The sequence below is a fragment of the Luteibacter yeojuensis genome, assembly GCF_011742875.1.
Lineage (GTDB): Bacteria > Pseudomonadota > Gammaproteobacteria > Xanthomonadales > Rhodanobacteraceae > Luteibacter > Luteibacter yeojuensis.
Genome location: NZ_JAAQTL010000001.1, coordinates 2,761,201 through 2,780,079 on the forward strand (window position 1 = coordinate 2,761,201; position 18,879 = coordinate 2,780,079).

The 18,879-nt window shown below is 67.4% G+C and carries 22 protein-coding genes and 1 tRNA gene; 10 read left to right on the top strand and 13 right to left on the bottom strand.

Annotation, left to right across the window (positions count from 1 at the left end):
* Positions 1 to 6: 6 nt before the first annotated feature.
* From atpA to queD, 8 genes are all read right to left on the bottom strand, one after another.
* Positions 7 to 1,557 (bottom strand): F0F1 ATP synthase subunit alpha, encoded by a 1,551-nt coding sequence (gene atpA, locus HBF32_RS12565; protein ID WP_166699945.1) that lies wholly within the window; start codon positions 1,555 to 1,557, stop codon positions 7 to 9.
* Positions 1,558 to 1,576: 19 nt separating this feature from the next.
* Positions 1,577 to 2,110, bottom strand: a complete 534-nt coding sequence (locus HBF32_RS12570) for a F0F1 ATP synthase subunit delta (protein WP_166699946.1) — start codon at positions 2,108 to 2,110, stop codon at positions 1,577 to 1,579.
* 2 nt (positions 2,111 to 2,112) lie between these two features.
* The gene (locus tag HBF32_RS12575; RefSeq protein ID WP_166699947.1) at positions 2,113 to 2,583 is read right to left on the bottom strand and encodes a F0F1 ATP synthase subunit B; all 471 of its coding nucleotides are present in this window, start codon (positions 2,581 to 2,583) and stop codon (positions 2,113 to 2,115) included.
* Positions 2,584 to 2,665: 82 nt separating this feature from the next.
* Positions 2,666 to 2,953, bottom strand: coding sequence for a F0F1 ATP synthase subunit C (atpE, locus tag HBF32_RS12580; protein WP_089975626.1), 288 nt, complete (start codon positions 2,951 to 2,953; stop codon positions 2,666 to 2,668).
* Positions 2,954 to 3,034: 81 nt separating this feature from the next.
* Positions 3,035 to 3,874 (bottom strand): F0F1 ATP synthase subunit A, encoded by an 840-nt coding sequence (gene atpB / locus HBF32_RS12585; RefSeq protein WP_166699948.1) that lies wholly within the window; start codon positions 3,872 to 3,874, stop codon positions 3,035 to 3,037.
* A gap of 3 nt (positions 3,875 to 3,877) precedes the next feature.
* Entirely contained in the window at positions 3,878 to 4,243 is a 366-nt protein-coding gene (locus tag HBF32_RS12590; RefSeq protein ID WP_166699949.1) for an ATP synthase subunit I, read from the bottom strand.
* Positions 4,244 to 4,412: 169 nt separating this feature from the next.
* The gene (locus HBF32_RS12595) at positions 4,413 to 4,637 is read right to left on the bottom strand and encodes a hypothetical protein (protein WP_166699950.1); all 225 of its coding nucleotides are present in this window, start codon (positions 4,635 to 4,637) and stop codon (positions 4,413 to 4,415) included.
* Between the two features lie 233 nt (positions 4,638 to 4,870).
* Positions 4,871 to 5,233, bottom strand: a complete 363-nt coding sequence (gene queD / locus HBF32_RS12600; RefSeq protein ID WP_166699951.1) for a 6-carboxytetrahydropterin synthase QueD — start codon at positions 5,231 to 5,233, stop codon at positions 4,871 to 4,873.
* A 186-nt stretch (positions 5,234 to 5,419) separates the two neighbouring features.
* Here queD and HBF32_RS19500 point away from each other — a divergent pair, with 186 nt between their 5' ends.
* Entirely contained in the window at positions 5,420 to 6,031 is a 612-nt protein-coding gene (locus tag HBF32_RS19500; RefSeq protein ID WP_166699952.1) for a LuxR family transcriptional regulator, read from the top strand.
* 104 nt (positions 6,032 to 6,135) lie between these two features.
* Here the strand turns inward: HBF32_RS19500 and HBF32_RS12610 are convergent.
* A tRNA-Met gene (locus HBF32_RS12610) sits at positions 6,136 to 6,212 on the bottom strand.
* 163 nt (positions 6,213 to 6,375) lie between these two features.
* Between HBF32_RS12610 and HBF32_RS12615 the strand changes: the two genes are divergently transcribed.
* From HBF32_RS12615 to HBF32_RS12650, 8 genes are all read left to right on the top strand, one after another.
* Entirely contained in the window at positions 6,376 to 6,921 is a 546-nt protein-coding gene (locus HBF32_RS12615) for an RNA pyrophosphohydrolase (protein ID WP_166699953.1), read from the top strand.
* Between the two features lie 56 nt (positions 6,922 to 6,977).
* A complete protein-coding gene (locus tag HBF32_RS12620; protein ID WP_193570364.1) occupies positions 6,978 to 7,181 on the top strand; it encodes a (2Fe-2S)-binding protein in 204 nt (67 codons plus the stop codon).
* 105 nt (positions 7,182 to 7,286) lie between these two features.
* Positions 7,287 to 7,766 (top strand): bacterioferritin, encoded by a 480-nt coding sequence (gene bfr / locus HBF32_RS12625; protein WP_166699954.1) that lies wholly within the window; start codon positions 7,287 to 7,289, stop codon positions 7,764 to 7,766.
* A 113-nt stretch (positions 7,767 to 7,879) separates the two neighbouring features.
* On the top strand, positions 7,880 to 8,623 hold the full coding sequence (locus tag HBF32_RS12630; protein ID WP_166699955.1) for a DUF6776 family protein: 744 nt from the start codon (positions 7,880 to 7,882) through the stop codon (positions 8,621 to 8,623).
* Complete coding sequence (locus HBF32_RS12635) at positions 8,610 to 9,044, top strand: bactofilin family protein (protein ID WP_166699956.1); 435 nt, start codon at positions 8,610 to 8,612, stop codon at positions 9,042 to 9,044. Before HBF32_RS12630 ends, HBF32_RS12635 begins: the two co-directional genes overlap by 14 nt.
* A 31-nt stretch (positions 9,045 to 9,075) precedes the next feature.
* Positions 9,076 to 9,459 (top strand): iron-sulfur cluster insertion protein ErpA, encoded by a 384-nt coding sequence (gene erpA, locus HBF32_RS12640; protein ID WP_166699957.1) that lies wholly within the window; start codon positions 9,076 to 9,078, stop codon positions 9,457 to 9,459.
* A 10-nt stretch (positions 9,460 to 9,469) separates the two neighbouring features.
* Positions 9,470 to 10,453, top strand: coding sequence for an NAD(+) diphosphatase (nudC, locus tag HBF32_RS12645; RefSeq protein ID WP_338039776.1), 984 nt, complete (start codon positions 9,470 to 9,472; stop codon positions 10,451 to 10,453).
* Between the two features lie 91 nt (positions 10,454 to 10,544).
* Entirely contained in the window at positions 10,545 to 11,411 is an 867-nt protein-coding gene (locus HBF32_RS12650; protein WP_166699958.1) for a beta-lactamase induction protein, read from the top strand.
* 122 nt (positions 11,412 to 11,533) lie between these two features.
* On the opposite strand, the gene HBF32_RS12655 is transcribed toward HBF32_RS12650, so the two are convergent.
* Entirely contained in the window at positions 11,534 to 13,408 is a 1,875-nt protein-coding gene (locus HBF32_RS12655) for an MFS transporter (protein ID WP_166699959.1), read from the bottom strand.
* Positions 13,409 to 13,605: 197 nt separating this feature from the next.
* Between HBF32_RS12655 and HBF32_RS12660 the strand changes: the two genes are divergently transcribed.
* The gene (locus tag HBF32_RS12660) at positions 13,606 to 15,555 is read left to right on the top strand and encodes an RICIN domain-containing protein (RefSeq protein WP_166699960.1); all 1,950 of its coding nucleotides are present in this window, start codon (positions 13,606 to 13,608) and stop codon (positions 15,553 to 15,555) included.
* Positions 15,556 to 15,561: 6 nt separating this feature from the next.
* On the opposite strand, the gene purD is transcribed toward HBF32_RS12660, so the two are convergent.
* The 3 genes from purD to tsaC all read right to left on the bottom strand — a co-directional run bounded on the left by purD (position 15,562) and on the right by tsaC (position 18,878).
* Complete coding sequence (gene purD / locus HBF32_RS12665; protein WP_166699961.1) at positions 15,562 to 16,845, bottom strand: phosphoribosylamine--glycine ligase; 1,284 nt, start codon at positions 16,843 to 16,845, stop codon at positions 15,562 to 15,564.
* A 77-nt stretch (positions 16,846 to 16,922) separates the two neighbouring features.
* Positions 16,923 to 18,290 (bottom strand): AMP-binding protein, encoded by a 1,368-nt coding sequence (locus HBF32_RS12670; RefSeq protein ID WP_166699962.1) that lies wholly within the window; start codon positions 18,288 to 18,290, stop codon positions 16,923 to 16,925.
* A gap of 18 nt (positions 18,291 to 18,308) precedes the next feature.
* On the bottom strand, positions 18,309 to 18,878 hold the full coding sequence (gene tsaC / locus HBF32_RS12675) for an L-threonylcarbamoyladenylate synthase type 1 TsaC (protein WP_166699963.1): 570 nt from the start codon (positions 18,876 to 18,878) through the stop codon (positions 18,309 to 18,311).
* Between the last annotated feature and the right edge of the window lies 1 nt (position 18,879).

The following is an 18,879-nucleotide window of genomic DNA, read 5'->3' on the forward strand; positions in this document are numbered from 1 at the left end:
TCGCTCTTACCAGCTACCGGTCTTCTTGAACTCGTCGGCGGCGGCCTTGAAGGTCGCCTCGATGTCCTTGTCCCAGTCGCCGGTCTGGTCGATCTTCGCCATCAGCTCGCCGTGGTTCTGGCGCATGAAGGCGTGCAGGCCCTTCTCGAACGGCAGCACCTTGGCGACCGGCAGGTCGTCGAGGTAGCCCTTCTCGGCCGCGAAGATCGACACGCCCAGTTCGGCGATCGACAGCGGCGCGTACTGCGCCTGCTTCATCAGCTCGGTGACGCGCTGGCCGCGGTCCAGCTGCGCGCGCGTGGCGGCATCCAGGTCCGAGGCGAACTGCGCGAACGCGGCCAGTTCGCGGTACTGCGCGAGGGCCAGCTTCACGCCGCCGGACAGCTTCTTCACGATCTTCGTCTGCGCGGCGCCACCGACGCGCGACACCGAGATACCGGCGTTCACGGGCGGACGGATGCCGGCGTTGAAGAGGTCGGTCTCGAGGAAGATCTGGCCGTCGGTGATCGAGATCACGTTGGTCGGCACGAACGCGGACACGTCGCCGGCCTGGGTCTCGATGATCGGCAGTGCGGTGAGCGAACCGGTCTTGCCCTTCACTTCGCCGTTGGTCATCTTCTCGACGTACTCGGCGCTCACGCGCGAGGCGCGCTCGAGCAGGCGCGAGTGCAGGTAGAAGACGTCGCCCGGATAGGCTTCGCGGCCCGGCGGACGCTTCAGCAGCAGCGAGATCTGACGGTAGGCCACGGCCTGCTTCGAGAGATCGTCGTAGACGATCAGCGCGTCTTCGCCGCGGTCGCGGAAGTACTCGCCCATGGCGCAGCCGGAATACGGCGCGACGTACTGCAGCGCGGCCGCTTCGGACGCCGAGGCCACGACGACGATGGTGTTGGCCAGCGCGCCGTTCTCTTCGAGCTTGCGCACGACGTTGGCGATCGAGCTGCGCTTCTGGCCGATGGCCACGTAGATGCAGCGGATGCCGGAGTCTTTCTGGTTGATGATGGCGTCGATCGCCACGGCGGTCTTGCCGGTCTGGCGGTCGCCGATGATCAGCTCGCGCTGGCCGCGGCCGATCGGGATCATCGAGTCGATGGACTTGTAACCGGTCTGCATCGGCTGGTCGACCGACTGGCGCCAGATGACGCCGGGAGCGACCTTCTCCACCGGGCTGGTGCCGGCGGCGTCGATGGGGCCCTTGCCGTCGATCGGGTTGCCGAGCGCGTCGACGACGCGGCCGAGCAGGCCCGGGCCGACCGGCACTTCGAGGATGCGGCCGGTGGTCTTCGCGGCATCGCCTTCGCGCAGGTGCTGGTACTCGCCGAGCACCACGGCGCCCACCGAATCACGCTCGAGGTTCAGCGCGAGGGCGAACGTGTTGTTCGGCAGCTCGATCATTTCGCCCTGCATCGCGTCGGCCAGGCCGTGGATGCGCACGATGCCGTCGGACACGCTGATGATCGTGCCTTCGTTGCGTGCCTCGGCGCCGAGCTTGAACTGCTCGATGCGGGTCTTGATCAGTTCGCTGATCTCGGACGGGTTCAGAGTGGTGCTGGACATGGTCGGTTCCTATATGAAATCAGTGCGTCAGCGCGCCGGCCAGCCGCTGGAGGCGGCCGCGCGCCGAACCGTCGATGACCTGCTCGCCCGTGTCGATGACGACACCGCCGAGCAACGCCGGATCGACGTGCGTATCCAGTTCGATCTCACGCTTGAAGCGGCGCTTCAGCGAGGCGCGCAGCGTTTCGGTCTGCGCCGCGTCGAGATCCAGCGCGCTCGTGACCTTGACCTTCAGGGTCGACTCCGACTCCAGCTTGTACTGGTCGTAGAGCGCGGCGATTTCGGGCAGCAGGTGCATGCGGCCGTTTTCCGCCAGTTCCTCGAGGAAACGGGCGAACGGCGCATCGGCAGCCATGCCTTGCGGAAGATGGAGGGCGACGAGCTGCGCCGGCAGCACGCGCGGATCGTTGCCGAGCCCGGCGACCTGGGGGTCGGCCGCGACCGCGGCGGCGAATCCGAGCGCCGCCGACCAGTCGGCGAGCGCACCCGACGCATGCGCCACTTCGAAAGCGGCGCGTGCGTACGGGCGGGCGAGTGTGAGCGCCTGGGCCATGGTCAGATCTCGGCAGCGAGCTGATCGAGCAGCGCCTTGTGGGCCGCCGGATCGATTTCACGCTGGACGATCTTCTCCGCACCCTTCACGGCCAGCGCGCCCACCTGCTCACGCAGCTGCTCGCGCGCCCGCTGCGCCATCGACGCGATCTCGTCCTGGGCCTGGGCCTTCAGACGGTTGATCTCGGCGGTGGCTTCGGCACGGGCCTTGTCCAGCATCTGGTTGGCCTGCTGCTGGGCCTTGTCGATGATCTCGGTCGCCTGCAGGCGGGCCTGCTTGATCTCGGTGGCGACCTTGGCGTCGGCATCCTTGAGCTCGGCGCGCGCGCGCTCGGCGGCAGCGAGACCCTCGGCCACCTTCTTCTGGCGCTCCTCGATGGCACCGTTGAGCTGGGGCCAGATGAACTTGGTGGTGAACCAGACCAGGATCGCAAAAGAGATCATCTGGCCCAGGAAGGTCATGTTGATTTCCATGATCTCTCCGAAAGACTCCGAACGCTTGGGTACTGACGATCGCCGTGACCGCTGGGGTCACGGCGACAAGACGAACGCTTGCTTAGCCGCCGACGGCAGCGCGCACGACACCGACCAGCGGGTTCGAGAACGCAAACAGCAGGGCCACGGCGAGGCCGATGATGAACGCCGCGTCGATCAGGCCGGCGAGCAGGAACATGCGGCCCTGCAGCAGCGGGACCAGCTCCGGCTGACGGGCGGCCGACTCGAGGAACTTCGAGCCCATGACGGCGATACCGAGGCAGGCGCCGAGCGCGCCGAGGCCGATGATCACGCCGATGGCGATGGCGGTCATGCCCTGGACGTGGGCGAGGAGCGAGGCGAGTTCCATGGTGTTCTCCTGGGATAACGAATAACGAAAGGGTGGAAACGAAAAGGATGGAGCCGAAGGTTCTAACGTCGGAGCGGTGAGTTAGTGGTGTTCCCGCGCCGTGGCGATGTAGACGATCGTCAGCATCATGAAGATGAACGCCTGCAGGGCGATGATCAGGATGTGGAAGATCGCCCACGCCGTGTTGAACACGACGCCAGGCACGAAGCTGATCCAGCTCACCATCAGACCGGCAATCAGCATGAACACCAGTTCGCCGCCGTACATGTTGCCGAACAGTCGCATCGCGAGCGACACGGGCTTCGACAGGGTTTCGACGACGTTGAGAAGGAAATTCGGGATCACCAGGATCAGCTTGGCGACCGGGTTGCTCGCATGGAACGGCGCGGTCAGCAGTTCCTTGCCGAAGCCGAAGCCGCCCTTGGCCTTGATGCCGTGGCCGATGACGATGAACAGCACGGCGACCGACAGGCCCACGGTGGTGTTGATGTCGGCGGTGGGCACCATGCGGAAGTACGTGTGATGCGCGACTTCATGACCGGCGAAGGTCTGCACGAGCCAGCCGGCGAGGTCGACCGGCAGCAGGTCCATGGCGTTCATGAGGAACACCCACATGAAGATGGACAGCGCCAGCGGCGTGACCGTGCGGCGGTCGCCGTGGAAGGTGTCCTTCACCTGGGTGTCGACGAACTCGATGGCCAGCTCGACCAGGGCCTGGCCCTTCGACGGCACGCCCGAGGTGGCCTTGCGCGCGAACAGCCAGAACCACAGGCAGAAGGCTGCGCCGAGCACGAACGAAACGATGATGGAATCCGCACGGAGATTCCAGAACCAGAAATGGTCGGCGCTGAAATTCACCGTCAGGTGGTTCAGGTGGTGCTGGATGTATTCGGTCAGACCGCCCTGCGGTTCGCTCGCCATGCCTCAACCCTTGAATCTGAATGCAAATACGTTGACCGCGTAGCCGGCCACCAATCCCGCCAGTGCGGGCAAGGGTGGCAGCTTCCACTGAACCAGGATGAGAGCCAGTCCACCGATGAGGACGATCCAGCGAAGGATCATGCCCACGAGGAACCGCATGAACGTTGCTCCCGCCCCACCCAGCGCGCTGAACGCTCGCGCGGCAAGCAGCGCGGTAGCGATAGCGACGATCAGGGCGCCCCCGAAGGCGGCCAGCGCGGCTGGACGTCCCTGCAGGGAGAAAGCGAGCCCCGCGACGACAGCCACCACCAGCTGCGCGATGACGACGCGCGTGGCTAAGTGACGACCGGCGGCAAGACTGTTAAGCAACGCGAGGCTCCCGTGGTTTCGCTCGAAGGCGGCACCAGATGGTTCAACGGGCCACGGTTTAATCTGGAAAAGTATACCAGCGGCGTAAACGGCGGGACAAGCTGCGAAAGGCCGTAACCACCCGTCGGCGCGACCGTGCGTCGCGTCGTTGGCGAGGCAGCGCTGGCGGTCAGGCCCGGGCGGGCGGACCTGCCAGCGTGCCGAACGACGTGGCCGTCTGCATGGCGACAGTCATCGCATCGGCAATCAGTCCGCTGGCGGCGCGCGCCTGTCCTTCCATCGCCTGCCACTGCAGGTCGGCCACGCGCTCCATCCCGCGCCAGGCCAGGGCCTGGGCGGCGGCGGCCTGACCCAAGAATCGGGCGAGGTCGGCGTAACCGTTTACTTCGGACATCGGGAGGACCGCCGGGGAACGGGGGAGGCCGGAGTGTAGTCCCGCACGCCGCAACGCAGCAACCGCGAATTGTTGCGATGACAGCTATTCGAAGCCGCGGGAGCTGCCGCAGTCTTGTAGGAGCCGCTATAGCGGCGAGGGAACCTGCCTCGCCGCTTCATCGCTCCGTTGGCTTCTCGCCGCTATAGCGGCTCCCACAGTTACGGCTAGACGGCTCGCCGCCATAGCGGCCCCTACAGCGGGGCGGCGGTGAACTCGGCGCCGGAGGTGCAGGTTTCATGCACCACCACCTTCGCCAGCCCCGGCACATCCGGGCTCAGCCGCTCGAAGATCCAGCGGGCGAGGTTCTCGCTCGTGGGATTCTCCAGGCCTTCGATGTCGTTGAGGTAGTGGTGATCGAGGCGGTCGTACAGCGGCTGGAACCGAGCCTTGAGGTCGCCGAAGTCCATGACCCAGCCGAGCACCGGATCAATGGGGCCTTCCACGTGCAGCTCCACCCGGAAGGAGTGGCCGTGCAGCCTCGAGCACTTGTGCCCCTGGGGCACATTCGGCAAGCGGTGGGCCGCTTCGATATTGAAGGTCTTGAAGATGCGCATGGGACCCATTGTAGCGGACGCGTCGCGGCCGGCTCCGCACGCGGGCATTCACGACGGCGTTCGCAGTTCGGCACATCCGGCGGGCGGATTCATGGACTTTTCATCGACGAACCGTTGCAGTGGTAACTACCGGCGCGACGCGGTGGGCTGTCCGTCGGCTTCCATGCGTACGACCAGGAGGCATCGATGTGCCTTGCTCGTGATCCACTCGACGGCTCGCATACCTGCGGGCTGGCCGAGGAAGTGTTCGCCGCGCTGCCGTGGCCCTGCGTCGTCTGGCGCCTCGACGGGCAACGCGCCGTGATGGTGAATGAGGCGTTCCGGCGCGAATTCGGCACCGCGCGGGGACGCGCCGGCCCGGCCTGGCTCGACAGCCACCTCCAGCCCACCGGCACCGCGGACGAGTTCGTCCTGTGCGACGCGCACGCGCCACCCCGCCGCTACCGGATGACGCGACAGCTGCTCGACGTGCCGCCGGAGGCCTTCCACGCCGTCTTCCTCATGCCCCTGCCCGACGACGACCCCGGCGACGAGCCCGCCGCGAGCAGCTTCGCCGCGCTGCGGCCCGACGTGTCGCTCACCCGACGCGAGTCGCAAGTGCTGGAGGGGATCATGTGCGGCAAGCTCAACAAGGTCATCGCCAGCGAGCTCTGCATCAGCCCGAAGACCGTGGAACTGCACCGCGCGAACCTCATGGCGAAGCTGCGCGTGCACAACGTGGTGGAACTGGCGCGCGCGGTGCTCGATCTGTCGCCTCGACAGGACGATATGGCTACCTCCCTGCAGGAGCCGCTATAGCGGCGAGGGGAACCTACCTCGCCGCTTCGTCGGTCCGCGGGCTTCTCGCCGCTATAGCGGCCCCCACAAAAAAAGCCGCGCCCTCAGGGCGCGGCTTTTCGTCTTGGTGGCTAGAGGCGGGCTCGAACCGCCGACCTCAGCATTATGAGTGCCGCGCTCTGACCAGCTGAGCTACCTAGCCGTGAAACCTGGTCGTCCGCGGGCTTCAGCCGCGAAGGCCGGGCAGTTTAATCGCGGCTGGCTCTCCATTCAAGTAGCGCCTTGCCCGCGCTTCTCGCGCTGTGGTTGAATCGGGCCGAACGAGCGTCCCGGCCTTTCGCCGGAAGCGTGCTCGCGGAGGGCGGATGATCGACGCTGATGGCTATCGACCGAACGTGGGGATCGTGCTCCTGAACGGAGACGGCCGCCTGTTCTGGGCGCGCCGCGTCAACCGCGATGGCTGGCAGTTCCCCCAGGGCGGCATGCGCAGCGACGAAACGCCGCTGGAAGCCATGTACCGCGAGCTGGAGGAGGAAACCGGCCTTCTCGCCCAGCACGTGGAGGTCCTCGCGGAAACCCGCGGCTGGCTCCGCTACCGCCTGCCGAACCGCTTCGTCCGCCACCACCAGCGGCCCACCTGCATCGGGCAGAAGCAGGTCTGGTTCCTCGTCCGTCTCACCTGCGGCGAAGACGCCTTCCGGCTGGACGCCTGCGAGAAGCCCGAGTTCGACCTCTGGCGCTGGGTCGATTTCTGGTATCCGGCCCATCACGTCGTCAACTTCAAGCGTCAGGTCTACGAGAGGGCGCTGCGCCAGTTCGCCCCGACGGTCGAGACGGTGTGCCGGGTCGAGGTCGGCCGCTGCCCCCAGCAGGCCGAAGCGCCGCGCCAGGCCGGGGAAGCCGGCGGCTGAACGCCCGCCCGTCCTCGTATTTGACAATCGTTCGCATTCGCGTTCGAATACGCTCCATGTACATCTGCATGTGCAATGCCGTCACCGATCACGCCATCCGCCGCGCCGTGGCCGAGGGTGTGGAGACGTTTGCCGAGCTCCAGGCCCGGACGGGCTGCTCGGACTGCTGCGGCGCTTGCGAGCCGGAGGCCCGCCAGTGCCTGCGCGAGGCCCTAGAAACCAAGCGCCCGGTGCTGACGTTCCTGCCCTCCCCGGCCTGACGTCCTCCGCGCCAGTCGCGGACGCGAAACACCTTCATTCTCGTTACGTCATGGCCGTCCCGGCCGACGTATAGTCGTGCCCTGCACAATCAGGGAGATCCCCCCATGAAGGGCGACGCGAAGGTCATCGAATACCTCAACAAGGTCCTCTACAACGAGCTGGCCGCCATCAACCAGTACTTCCTCCATTACAGGATGTTCAAGGACTGGGGATACAACGAACTCGCCAAGCACGAGTACGAGGAATCCATCGAGGAGATGAAGCATGCGGACAAGCTGATCGAGCGCATCCTGTTCCTCGACGGCCTGCCGAACCTCCAGCACCTGGGCAAGCTGCGCATCGGCGAGAACGTGGTGGAGGCCCTGCAGGGCGACCTCGACCTCGAACTCCTGGCCACGAAGAACCTGCGCGAAGCCATCGCCTACAGCGAAGGCATCCACGACTTCGTCAGCCGCGACCTCTTCAAGTTCATCCTTGGCCAGGAGGAAGAGCACATCGACTGGCTGGAAACCCAGTTCAGCCTGATTTCCGACATCGGCCCCGAGCGCTACATGCTCAGCAAGGTCGGTTCGCTGCACGATTGACCGGAGGCCGCCGCAAGGCGGCCTTTCCTCGTTCTGGGGAACGGTTCCTTGACCATTGAAGGAATCGGGGGCTATACCATCGCGGTCTTCACGCCTCCTCCACGGACACCGCCATGGCTTCACGCCCACCGCCACGGTTCGTCGTGCGCACGCTCGACGACGCGGCCAGCCAGCGCCGGAAGCGCCTCCTCCTGGTGGGCGGGTGGGCGCTCAGCCTGCTCCTGGTGGGTATCGGCGCCTGGTTCGCGGCGGCCCGCATTCCCGCGGCGGTGATCGATCGCGGCGCCGTCCGGCAGCTGAAAGCCGACAACGAGGACCTCCGCCAGCAGGTGGCCAACCTCCAACGGGCCGGCCAGGTCGCCGACGTGGCTGCGAAAGAACTCAAGCGCAACCTCGCCGAGCGCGACGAGGAAATCAGCGGCCTGCGCACCGACCTCGCCTTCTATTCCCGCCTTGTGGGCGGCGGCGGCCAGCGCGACGGACTCAAGATCCAGGGCGCGCGCAGCACGCCCGTGAAGGGTACTGCCAACGCGTGGAACCTCGTCGTGACGCTTACCCAGAACGCCCGTCGCGGCGAGGTGGTCAAGGGCTCGCTGAAGTTCGCGGTCGAGGGCATCCAGGGGAACAAGGTCGTCACCCTCGAGGGTGCGGCGCTCGGCCAGGGCAGCCAATCCACCGATCTTCCCTTCTCTTTCAAGTATTTCCAGCAGATCCAGGGCAGCTTCACCCTGCCGGCCGGCTTCAAGCCGACCCGGCTGCGACTGGTCGCCGATGTCACAGGCGATCCATCGGTGACGGGTACGGTGACGTGGAGCGACGCCCTGCGTAACGACGAGGCCAACGATGTTCAGCAATAACCGGAAGAACCAGGCGCCCTCCGTCAGCGCCGCCGCCACCAGCCTCATTGCCCGTGGCGTCACGCTGCGCGGCGACGTCCTGTTCAGCGGCGCGCTCCACCTCGACGGCACCGTCGAGGGCTCCATCCATGCCGATGCCGGCAGCGACGGCATGCTCACCATCAGCGAGACCGGCCGCGTCGTCGGTCGCATCGAGGTGCCCCATGCCGTGATCAACGGCGGCGTCACGGGCGACGTCCATGTCGCCGAGCGGCTCGAGCTGGCCCCATTGGCCCGGGTCGACGGCGACGTCCACTACCAGGTGCTGGAAATGACCGCCGGGGCCCAGGTGAACGGCAAGATGGTCCACCAGGCGCCGCAGACCATCCGTCAGCTGACCCAGGCCGCCATCGCGGCGGCCCCGGCGCTCGACGAGGCTTGACCTGTCCCGGAACGGCGCCATTATGGTCGGTATGAACAACCCATTCCCCATGGCCCCGAGCGGCGCGCCCGATTACCGCTCGGGAACGGCACCGCTGGTCTTCACCGAGGCCGCCGCCCGCAAGGTGCACGAGCTGATCGAAGAGGAAGGCAACCCCGGCCTCAAGCTCCGCGTGTACATCAGCGGTGGTGGCTGTTCCGGCTTCCAGTACGGCTTCACCTTCGACGAAGAGCAAGCCGAGGACGACCTCGCCGTGGCGCGCGAAGGCGTGACGCTTCTCGTCGACCCGCTTTCGCTGCAATACCTGACGGGCGCCGAAATCGACTACGCCGAATCGTTCAGCGGCTCGCAGTTCGTCATTCGCAATCCCAACGCGAAGACGACCTGCGGCTGCGGCTCCTCGTTCAGCGCATGAGCGAGGGAGCGTGAGCGTCGAACAGGAGCGCGACAAGGCCGCGGCAACGCGCGCCCGCGAGAACGTCTTCGCCGGCATCGACATCGACCGCATGGCGGAGCGCCGCGAAGACCGGCTCTGGGTGGAAGAACAGGAGCGGCATCCCGACACGCGTTTCCTGGTCCTCGACGCCGAAGGCAATGCGTTCGTCCGCGCCGATGCCGAATCGCCGCAATGGATGTCGCCCACGATGCGCGCCGAGCGCTTCGGCGACATTCCCTCGACCCTGCTGGGCATCGCCGGCGGTACTGCCTGGTTCACCCTCGTCGCCGATGAGGCGCAAGCCGAACTCTTCGTATCCCTGAGCGGCGCGCGGCGCATGTCGTTGCGCGAGGCCGGCCTCCTGTTCGGCGCGTTCGAAGCCGGGTTGTTCGCTTACGCGAAGGGCATCACGCATTGGCAGCGCCAGACGCGTTTCTGCAGCCAGTGCGGCGCACCGACCCTCGTGCTGGCCTCCGGCCATCGCATGCAGTGCACGAACCCCGACGGCGCCCATCTGCATTTTCCGCGCACCGACGCGGCGATCATCGTCATCGTCGAGGACGGCGACGCCTGCCTGCTCGGTCGCCAGCGCGGCTGGCCGCCGGGCCGCTATTCCACGCTCGCGGGCTTCATCGAGCCGGGCGAATCGCTCGAGGACGCCGTGCGGCGCGAGGTTCGCGAGGAATCGGGCGTCGAAGTGCTGCATGCCACGTATCACTCCTCCCAGCCCTGGCCGCTTCCGGCTTCGCTGATGGTGGGCTTCACCGCCACCGCGAAGACCCGCGAGATCCGGTTGCGCGACGACGAACTGGAAGACGCCCGCTGGTTCACGGTGGACGATATCGTGCAGGGCATGGCGTCGGGCACGCTGGGGGTGCCGCCACCCCTTTCCGTGTCATACCGCCTCATCGAGCATTGGCTCCGTTCGCGCGGCGTGGACCTGGACGAGTTGACCGCCGCCACACGCCGCTGATCGCTCCCAGGGGTCCTGCCTGGCATTGCGGCCACAGGTAGCCGCCGGCTTCGCCTACAATCGGGCCATCGACCCGCGGATCGTGTCTGTCATGGCCTTACGTCTTTTCGCCGTACTCGTCGCCCTCGTCATCGTCTGGAGCGTGCCGCAACTGGCGCGCTGGCGCGACGAACGCTGGTTCCGCCTGTGGGTGGACCGGCTGACGGACCTCTCCGGCCCCGGGCGGGTGGCGGTCGTGCTCCTTGTACCCGTCGTCGCCTGCGCCCTTATCGCGGGCATTCTCCGTTCACTGCCCTTCTTCGACCTCGGCTGGCTGGTCTTCGCGATCGCCGTGCTGGTCTATGCCCTGGGCCCACGCGAGATCGAAAGCGACATCGACGCGGTCCTGCACGCGCGCGATACCCTGCGCCGCGATGAGGCCGTGGCCGCGCTGCGCCACGACGACGCGCCCTTGGGCTGGTTCGCGCCGGTGCTCGTCGAAGCCGCTTTCTACGGCGCGCTGCGCCGCCGTTTCGGCGTGCTGTTCTGGTTCTTCCTGCTTGGCCCTTCCGGTGCGCTGGGCTACCGCCTCGCCCAGATCCTCGCGCGCGACGCCGCGCTGGCGATCGATGCCGCCACGCGCGCCGTGGCACGTCGCGTGGCCGACGCACTCGACTGGCTCCCGGCGCACCTCATGGTGTTCGCCATGGCGCTGGTCTCCGACTTCGATGCCGTCATGGGTGCGTGGAAGCAATGGCACCGCAATTCGGGCAGCCCGCGCTCGCGCCTGGAACCGGATTTCCTGGGTGCCGTGGCACGCGCGGGCGTCGATGCCGACGTGGAAGCCGGCGACGGCTACGTGCAGGACGTGAGCGACCCCATCGCCGAACTGGAAGATGCCCGCCGCGTCATCCGCCGCGTGCTGATCGTCTGGCTGGCCGTCGTCGCCGTGATCGTCCTGGCGGCCTGGTTCGCCTGAGGTTGCAGGAGCAACTGTCCCTGTGGGAGCCGCCTCAGCGGCGAGGGAAGCTCGGGGCGCGCCGGCCCGCTGCCGCGGGATCGCCGGCATAGCCGGCTCCCACAAACCTGCACCGCCGGCGCTCAGGCCTTGTCGCCGCGCAGTTCCGAAACGCGCGCTTCGAGCGCCGCCGCATTCGCATCGCCTGCCGCCAGCGGCGCGCCGCCGACCAGCTCGATCCTCGACCAGAACCGACGCGGCAGCCGTGCGCGGCGCAATGCGCTGTCGCGACGGCTGAAGATGCTGCCCCACATGCCGCGCAACGCCAGCGGCACCACCGGCACCGGGCGGCGGGCGAGGATGCGGTCCACCCCCGGACGGAAGTTCTGGATGCTGCCGTCGCGCGTGATGCCACCCTCCGGGAAGATGCAGACCAGCTCGCCGTTGGCCAGCGCCTCGTCCACGAGCTCGAACGCGCGCTCCAGCAGGGCCGGATCTTCCTGCCGCCCCGCGATGGGTATGGCTTTCGCCGTCCGGAAAACGAAACGCAGCACGGGAATGTCATAAATCCGGTGATGCATCACGAAGCGCATCGGCCGGCGCACGCTCGCCATGAGGATCAACGGATCCATGAAGCTCACATGGTTGCAGACCACCAGTGCCGCGCCTTCGTCGGGGACATTCTTCAGGCCATCCACACGCACGCGGTAAAGCGTGTTCACCAGCACCCAGGTGACGAAACGCATCAGGAACTCGGGCACGAGGGTGAAGATGTAGACGGCCACCGCGACGTTGAGGATACCCGTGATCAGGAAGATCGTCGGAGCCTCCAGCCCAAGCGCGGTCAAGCCGATGCCGAAGGCCGACGCGATGCAGATGAGCAACGCATTGACGATGTTGTTGCCCGCGATGATCCGCGACAGCCGTTCGCGCGGCGCGCGGCTTTGCACGAAGGCGAACAGCGGCACCACGTAGAAACCGGCGAACGCGCCGATCATGGTGAGGTCGAGCATCGCACGCCACGCACCCGGCACGGCGAGGAAGGCGGTCCAGTTCAGCGCGACGCCCGCCGTCACCGCGGGACGCGCGAAATACAGGTCCACGGCAAACACGGTGAGGCCGAACGCGCCCATCGGCACGAGGCCGATTTCGACACGCCGGCGGGACAGCCGCTCGCACATCAGCGAACCGATGCCGGTACCCAGGGAAAACAGGGTGAGCACCAGTGTATTGACCGAGCCGTCGCCCCCCAGCACATGGCGCGTGTAGGTCGGCAGCTGCGCGATCATCACCGTGCCGAAGAACCAGAACCAGGAAATGCCCAGCACCGCGTTGAATACCGCGCGGTCCTCGTGGGTGATCCTCAGCACGCGCCAGGTTTCGCTCAGCGGATTCCAGTTGAAACGAAGCCCGGGCGCCGTTGCCGGCGCGGGAGGAATCGCGCGACTGGCGAGGTAGCCCATGCAGGCGATACCGATGGTCGTCAGCGACGCGGCGAGCGTGCCGTAGCCGGCGATCAGCATCAGTGAGTTGCCCACGATCATGCCGATCAGCATCGCAAGCTGCGTGCCGGTTTCCACCAGCGCGTTGCCGCCGACCAGCTCGCCGCGTTCCAGCGCCTGCGGCAGGATCGAATACTTGATCGGACCGAACACGGTGGAATGCACGCCCATGAGGAACAGCACCACGAGCAGCAGCGACACGTGATGGGTGAAGAAGCCGAATGCCGCGATCGACATGGCCGCGATCTCGAACAGCTTCACGTAGCGGATGATCCGCGTCTTCTCGAACTTCTCCGCCAGCTGGCCCGCGGTCGCGGAGAACAGGAAATAAGGGAGGATGAAGAGCGCGGGCGCCAGGTTCGTGTAGAGCGACACCTGGGCGTCGGGCAAGGCCATCTGGAACGCCACGAGCATGATCATCGCGTTGCGGAACGCGTTGTCGTTGAAGGCACCCAGTGCCTGGGTCCAGAAGAATGGGGCGAACCTGCGCCTGGCGAGTAGGGAGAACTGCGACATTCTCTGTCGATCCTTGTTTTTTCCCCACAGTGTAGCGGACCACTTCCAAGCATAGCCCCCCGGAAACATTCGACGATCCCGTCACGCGACGAGGTTGTTCAGCACAGCCTTTCGTCAAATTCAGCGTGCGCCTACAGCGAGCCGTGGGCGCGCCCGGCAAATTGGCGCCTCCCCCCTCGCCAAGGACATGGCAACCCATGCAACTCCGTTATCTCGTGCTCTCCCTCGCCATCGCGACCACCGGCCTGTCGTTCCCCACCGACGGCTCGGCGATCCCGGCGCTCCCACAGCCCCATGAACTTTCCGCCGTGCTGGCGGCCCCGCACATCGACATGCAGGGCGCGCGCCCGCCTTCGACGCCCGGTGCCATGAACGTCACATGGGTCCAGCGCGGCGAGCTTTCGTCGCTGGACGTCCGCAACCGCGTCAGCGACGAACTCGGCCGGGGCCATGCGATCCTCGTTACCGGCCCCCGTCCGGAAGACGACGAGGAAGACGGCGAATCGGCGATATTCGGCTACCGGGCCTCGGGAGAGAGCTCGCTGTACTGGCGCTCCCCCCAGGGGCAGCTCGAGGTGATCACGGTCGGCGCCGAACTTCCGCTCGACGAGGCCGGCGCCGCTTTCAGGGCATGGCTGGAAGCCCGGCGCAACACGCGGCGCGCGGCGGTCGCGCCGTGGCAGCCCGTTATCGCGGGCCGGAGCCTGGGCACCGCCCGCAGCCTGGGCGTCGCCCGAAGTGCCCAGGCACCGTCCGCCGGTTACGTCCCTCGCATCGAAATCATCGAGGACCGGACATTTGCAGGCGGACGTGCCATCCGCCACCGCATCGTGGTACTGCGCGATGTCGATGCCAGCACCGACGACAAGGTCGTCATCGTGACCGCCGAAGCGGACCAGGCGCCGTCGAAGAACGGCGCACTCTGGAACGGCAAGTTCCTGTCCCAGGGCAAGGGCTACCAGCTCTTCATCCCGGACCGGTACGTGCTCACGACCCAGCTGGCCGGCGTGGGTGCGACCGTGCCGCTGACCCTGGAGAACTACGAACCGAAGACCGACGGTGCCTCGGAGCGCAACATCCAGGAAACCGTGACGGTCAGGACCACCACGAGCGCCGGGGCGAACTTCGAGATCCTCAATGGACTGGAGAAGAACGACGCCCCGCACCTCGGCAAGATCGCCCTGGACTTCAGGTACGAAAAAGAACGCGTCGAGGAGACGAGCGTATCGATGACGCTGAAGGATTACTCGGTCGAAGCATTGACGCGCGTGAGGGAGCATACCCGGACCGTCGATTGGGTGTTCCCGCTGGCGCAGGATATCGCGAGCAAGATCGATTACTTTGAAGACGGCCACAACATCCATGGCGCGCTCAACTCGACCACCCGGATGACGCCTATGATGCGCCGGGCCAACCTGCGCGGCGTGTCGGTATGGCGCATTCCCGGAAGTTATGAAGGTCGCCTCGACGTGACGACGCAGGCCACCGTCGCGCTGCGCGTCTACGATTCGCTCGCGGAGACCGTGGACCGCGGTCCGGATGCCGGCGCTCGCGTCGCCTTCAATTCGCGCATCGACCTCGGCTCGCCGCACCTCACCCGCCAGCCTACCGTGCGGCTGCAATCGTTGCAGGGCTCGGGCAAGTGCCTGTCGCAACCGGATCCAAAGGCGCCGGCGCTGGTCCTGGAAACATGCGAAAAAGGCACGGGCGGAAAGGCACAGCACTGGTACCTGGAACTCGACAACACGTACCGCAACCGCGGTAGCCGGCAATGCCTGACGACGGATCCCGCCGACGGCCGGATGTTCGCGGCCTCATGCGATGGCGCGCCGCTCACCCAGCAATGGAAGTGGCTGGCCGATCGCATCCATTCGCTTTACATGGGCGGCGGCACATGGCGCCTGCATGTTCGCGACGGCGGCACGCTGAGCGCGAAGTTCGATCCGGCACGGCACCAGCCGCTCGTCTCGAACCAGTACCACTCGCTGCTGCGCCCGTGGTCGTCCTATCCCAACAAGCCAAGCAGGGGCGACGTCATCCCTAACCTGGGCGGCGTGTCGCCGCAGATTCCCGAGAGCTACCTCGGCTTCGGCGCGGTGGGTGTCGACGAGCGCTGGCAGCCCCTGCCGTTGCGCGAGGGGCTGTAACGCGGCTCACCGCCGCGACAGCGCCCGATGGGCGATGTCGCGGCGGTGGAACGCACCCTCGAAGCGGATGGCTTCCAGGGCCTCGTAGGCGCGCTCGCGAGCGGCCGCCAGGTCGTCCCCGAGCGCGCAAACCGCGAGCACCCGGCCGCCTGCCGTCACCGGGCGGCCGTCGGCTCCCAGCCCCGTGCCGGCGTGAAACACCTTCACGTCCGCGCCAAAATCGGTGTCGGTGCCATCGATCGGATCGCCCGCGCGAACCTTGCCCGGGTAGCCGCCCGCCGCCACCACCACGCCGATGGCCGGACGCGGATCCCATGCCGCCCGCGCTGCGTCGATGCGGCCGTCCAGCGCGGCCTCGACAAGATCGACGAGGTCCGACTTCAGGCGCAGCATGATCGGCTGGGTTTCCGGATCGCCGAAGCGCACGTTGAACTCGATGACCTTGGGCGCGCCGCTGTTGTCGATCATCAGTCCGGCATAGAGGAAGCCCGTGAACGGCATGCCGTCCGCCGCCATCCCGGCGAGGGTGGGTTCGACGATCTCGCGCATGACCCGCGCCGAGACGTCGTCGGTCACCACCGGGGCCGGCGAGTACGCACCCATGCCGCCCGTGTTCGGGCCCTTGTCGCCCTCGTCGCGACGCTTGTGGTCCTGGCTGGTCGCCATCGGCAGGGCATGTTTGCCGTCGGCGATGACGATGAAGCTGGCTTCCTCGCCGTCGAGGAACTCCTCGATCACCACGCGCGACGACGCATCGCCGAAGGTCTTCCCGCCAAGCATGTCCGCGAGCGCCGCTTCGGCCTCGTCCAGCGTCATCGCCACGATCACACCCTTGCCGGCAGCGAGGCCGTCGGCCTTGATGACGATCGGCGCGCCCTTTTCGCGAACATGGGCCAGCGCGGGATCGAGTTCGGTGAACACCGCGTAATGCGCGGTGGGGATCCGGTGACGGGCGAGGAAATCCTTCGCGAAGGCCTTGCTCCCTTCAAGCTGGGCCGCCGCGGCGGTCGGTCCGAAGCAGCGCAGCCCTTCGCGCGCGAAACGATCCACCACGCCCGCGACCAACGGCACTTCGGGGCCGACGACGGTCAGCCCGACGTCCTCGCGGTGCGCCAGCGCCACCAGGCCGTCGATGTCGGTCACGGCGACATCGGCGTTCCTCATCCCCGGCTCCCGGGCCGTGCCGGCATTGCCCGGCGCCACGATGACCTCGTCCACGCGCGGGGACTGGCCGAGCTTCCAGGCCAGCGCATGTTCGCGCCCGCCGCCGCCGATGACGAGGACTTTCATGGGATTCTCCGGGTGTCGAACCGCTCATTCTAACCCGAGGCCCCGCCTTCGGCGCTGCGCCGCGGACGTTCCCGGGATCAGAGACCCGGGCTGACGAGGGCGAGCAATTCGCCGCGGGGCAACTTGCCGGTTTCGTTTCGCGGCAGCGCGTCGACCATGCGCAGCGGGCGCGGCAGGAACACCGGGTCCATCGCCTGGCGCAGCGCGGACAGCACCGCCTGCTCGCTCATACCCGGCGCGACGACCAGGCCCGCGATGCGGCGCACGCCGGACGCGTCGCTCTCGTCGAGCTGGAACAGCACGCCGTCGCGTACACCGTCGATGGCCAGCAGGCGGCGGTTGAGGTCGCCGAGCGAGGCGCGCTTGCCGGCGATCTCGAGGAGGTCGGTGTTGCGGCCGCGCAGGCGGAAGCGGCGGCCTTCGTCGTGCAGCGTGACGATGTCGGCGAGGGCGATGGGCTCGGCCAGCTGCGGCGCGTCGACGAGCGTGCCGTCCGGTTGCGGATGCAGCGTCACGCCATCGTAGAGCGCCCAATCCTCTTCGACCGAGGTACGCCGGCTGGCGAAGACGCAGGTTTCCGTCGAGCCGAAGACTTCGTAGAGCGGTGCGCCGAAGCGCTGTTCCGCCGCCGCGGCGAGCTCCACCGGCATCGGCGCGGTGGCCGACACGAAGGCGGCGAGGGTCGGGAGGACGACACCCGATTCCACAATGGCACGGAGGTGCACGGGCGTGATGACGAGCACGCGCGGCTCGGGCATCGTGCCCAGCGCGGCGGCGACATCCGCCGGAAAGAAGGGACGCCCGGCATGCACGCTGACTTCGGAGAGCAGCGGCATCAGCACGGACATCTCCATGCCGTACATGTGTTGCGGCGGAACGGTGGCGACGAGATCGAACGATCCGCCGATCGCCCTGCCGAGCATGTCCGCGTTGCCGGCGTTGCTGGCGACGAAGGCGCCCCAGGTCTTGACGTTCGGCTTGGGCCTGCCGGTGGAGCCCGAGGTGTAGCCGATGGCGACCACCGTGTCCGCGGGAATCGTCGGTACCGCGTCGCCCGGCGCGACCTCGTCGTCGAGCGACGGCATGCGCAGGTAACCGGCCGGCGCGGGTGCCAGCGCCAGCTCGCCGATGGCGTAGGAACCGGGATGCCCCGCCATCACCTCGTCGACGGCATGCGGGGCGCGCGAGGGCGGGAGCAGGTTGGCCTGCCCTCGCACGATCAGCGCGGCGAAGGCTACCAGGAAGGCATAGCGGTCCTCGCAAAGATTGACCGCGCTGTCGGCATCGGGAAGCAGGGACGCCACCCGGCGGACATGACCCAGGAAGGTGGCGGCGCTGACCGGGCGGCCGTCGCGCCATGCGACGGGCCGGGACAACGCACCGACGAGCAACGGCAAGGGCGCGCCGGCCAGGCGCCCGGTAATCTCATGAACGTTCGACGACAACGGCAAATCCCCCCTTCCTCAGGCGCGGATCATAGCGCCGCTGAGGGCGTCCCGGATGACCGTGGGCCGGTCGAGGCCGCCCAGCGGCGCGTCCAGCGCGGCATCGAGCCGTTCGCCGAAGTAGCGCTCGAGGGTGGGCAGGTCGCGGGCGGGGAGCTCGCCATGCGGGTTCGCGCTGGTCGATACCAGCGGCCGGCCGAAGGCGCGGCAGAGGGCGGCCGCCGGCTCGTGGGCGGTCACCCGCAGGGCAATGCCGGCGTGCGCGCCGGCGACCCAGTCCGGCACGCGCTCGCTGCGCGGGAATACCCAGGTATTCGGGCCAGGCCAGGACGCACGCACCTGCGCGAGCACGTCCGCGGGAACGGCGGCCAGGTCGATATAGGGTGCCACCTGCTCGAAGCTCGCGGCGATCAGCAGGACCCCCTGCGTCGCCGGACGTCCCTTCAGCGCGAAGACGCGCTCGAAGGCGGCACGGTCGTGCGGGTCGCAGCCGAGACCGAACACCGCCTCGGTAGGATAGGCGAGAACACCGCCGTCGCGGAGGACCGCGGCGGCGGCGTCGATGGTGGACAGATCGAAGCGGCGCATG

What these genes read in the sequence shown, in the direction of transcription:
- bfr (WP_166699954.1), top strand. Translation starts at nt 7,287, where the DNA reads ATGAAGGGCGACGCGAAGGTCATCGAATACCTCAACAAGGTCCTCTAC.
- HBF32_RS12595 (WP_166699950.1), bottom strand. Translation starts at nt 4,637, where the DNA reads ATGTCCGAAGTAAACGGTTACGCCGACCTCGCCCGATTCTTGGGTCAG.
- HBF32_RS19500 (WP_166699952.1), top strand. Translation starts at nt 5,420, where the DNA reads ATGTGCCTTGCTCGTGATCCACTCGACGGCTCGCATACCTGCGGGCTG.
- HBF32_RS12630 (WP_166699955.1), top strand. Translation starts at nt 7,880, where the DNA reads ATGGCTTCACGCCCACCGCCACGGTTCGTCGTGCGCACGCTCGACGAC.
- queD (WP_166699951.1), bottom strand. Translation starts at nt 5,233, where the DNA reads ATGCGCATCTTCAAGACCTTCAATATCGAAGCGGCCCACCGCTTGCCG.
- HBF32_RS12620 (WP_193570364.1), top strand. Translation starts at nt 6,978, where the DNA reads ATGTACATCTGCATGTGCAATGCCGTCACCGATCACGCCATCCGCCGC.
- erpA (WP_166699957.1), top strand. Translation starts at nt 9,076, where the DNA reads ATGAACAACCCATTCCCCATGGCCCCGAGCGGCGCGCCCGATTACCGC.
- HBF32_RS12615 (WP_166699953.1), top strand. Translation starts at nt 6,376, where the DNA reads ATGATCGACGCTGATGGCTATCGACCGAACGTGGGGATCGTGCTCCTG.
- atpE (WP_089975626.1), bottom strand. Translation starts at nt 2,953, where the DNA reads ATGGAACTCGCCTCGCTCCTCGCCCACGTCCAGGGCATGACCGCCATC.
- purD (WP_166699961.1), bottom strand. Translation starts at nt 16,845, where the DNA reads ATGAAAGTCCTCGTCATCGGCGGCGGCGGGCGCGAACATGCGCTGGCC.
- HBF32_RS12655 (WP_166699959.1), bottom strand. Translation starts at nt 13,408, where the DNA reads ATGTCGCAGTTCTCCCTACTCGCCAGGCGCAGGTTCGCCCCATTCTTC.
- HBF32_RS12575 (WP_166699947.1), bottom strand. Translation starts at nt 2,583, where the DNA reads ATGGAAATCAACATGACCTTCCTGGGCCAGATGATCTCTTTTGCGATC.
- HBF32_RS12635 (WP_166699956.1), top strand. Translation starts at nt 8,610, where the DNA reads ATGTTCAGCAATAACCGGAAGAACCAGGCGCCCTCCGTCAGCGCCGCC.
- HBF32_RS12650 (WP_166699958.1), top strand. Translation starts at nt 10,545, where the DNA reads ATGGCCTTACGTCTTTTCGCCGTACTCGTCGCCCTCGTCATCGTCTGG.
- atpA (WP_166699945.1), bottom strand. Translation starts at nt 1,557, where the DNA reads ATGTCCAGCACCACTCTGAACCCGTCCGAGATCAGCGAACTGATCAAG.
- atpB (WP_166699948.1), bottom strand. Translation starts at nt 3,874, where the DNA reads ATGGCGAGCGAACCGCAGGGCGGTCTGACCGAATACATCCAGCACCAC.
- HBF32_RS12570 (WP_166699946.1), bottom strand. Translation starts at nt 2,110, where the DNA reads ATGGCCCAGGCGCTCACACTCGCCCGCCCGTACGCACGCGCCGCTTTC.
- tsaC (WP_166699963.1), bottom strand. Translation starts at nt 18,878, where the DNA reads ATGCGCCGCTTCGATCTGTCCACCATCGACGCCGCCGCCGCGGTCCTC.
- HBF32_RS12660 (WP_166699960.1), top strand. Translation starts at nt 13,606, where the DNA reads ATGCAACTCCGTTATCTCGTGCTCTCCCTCGCCATCGCGACCACCGGC.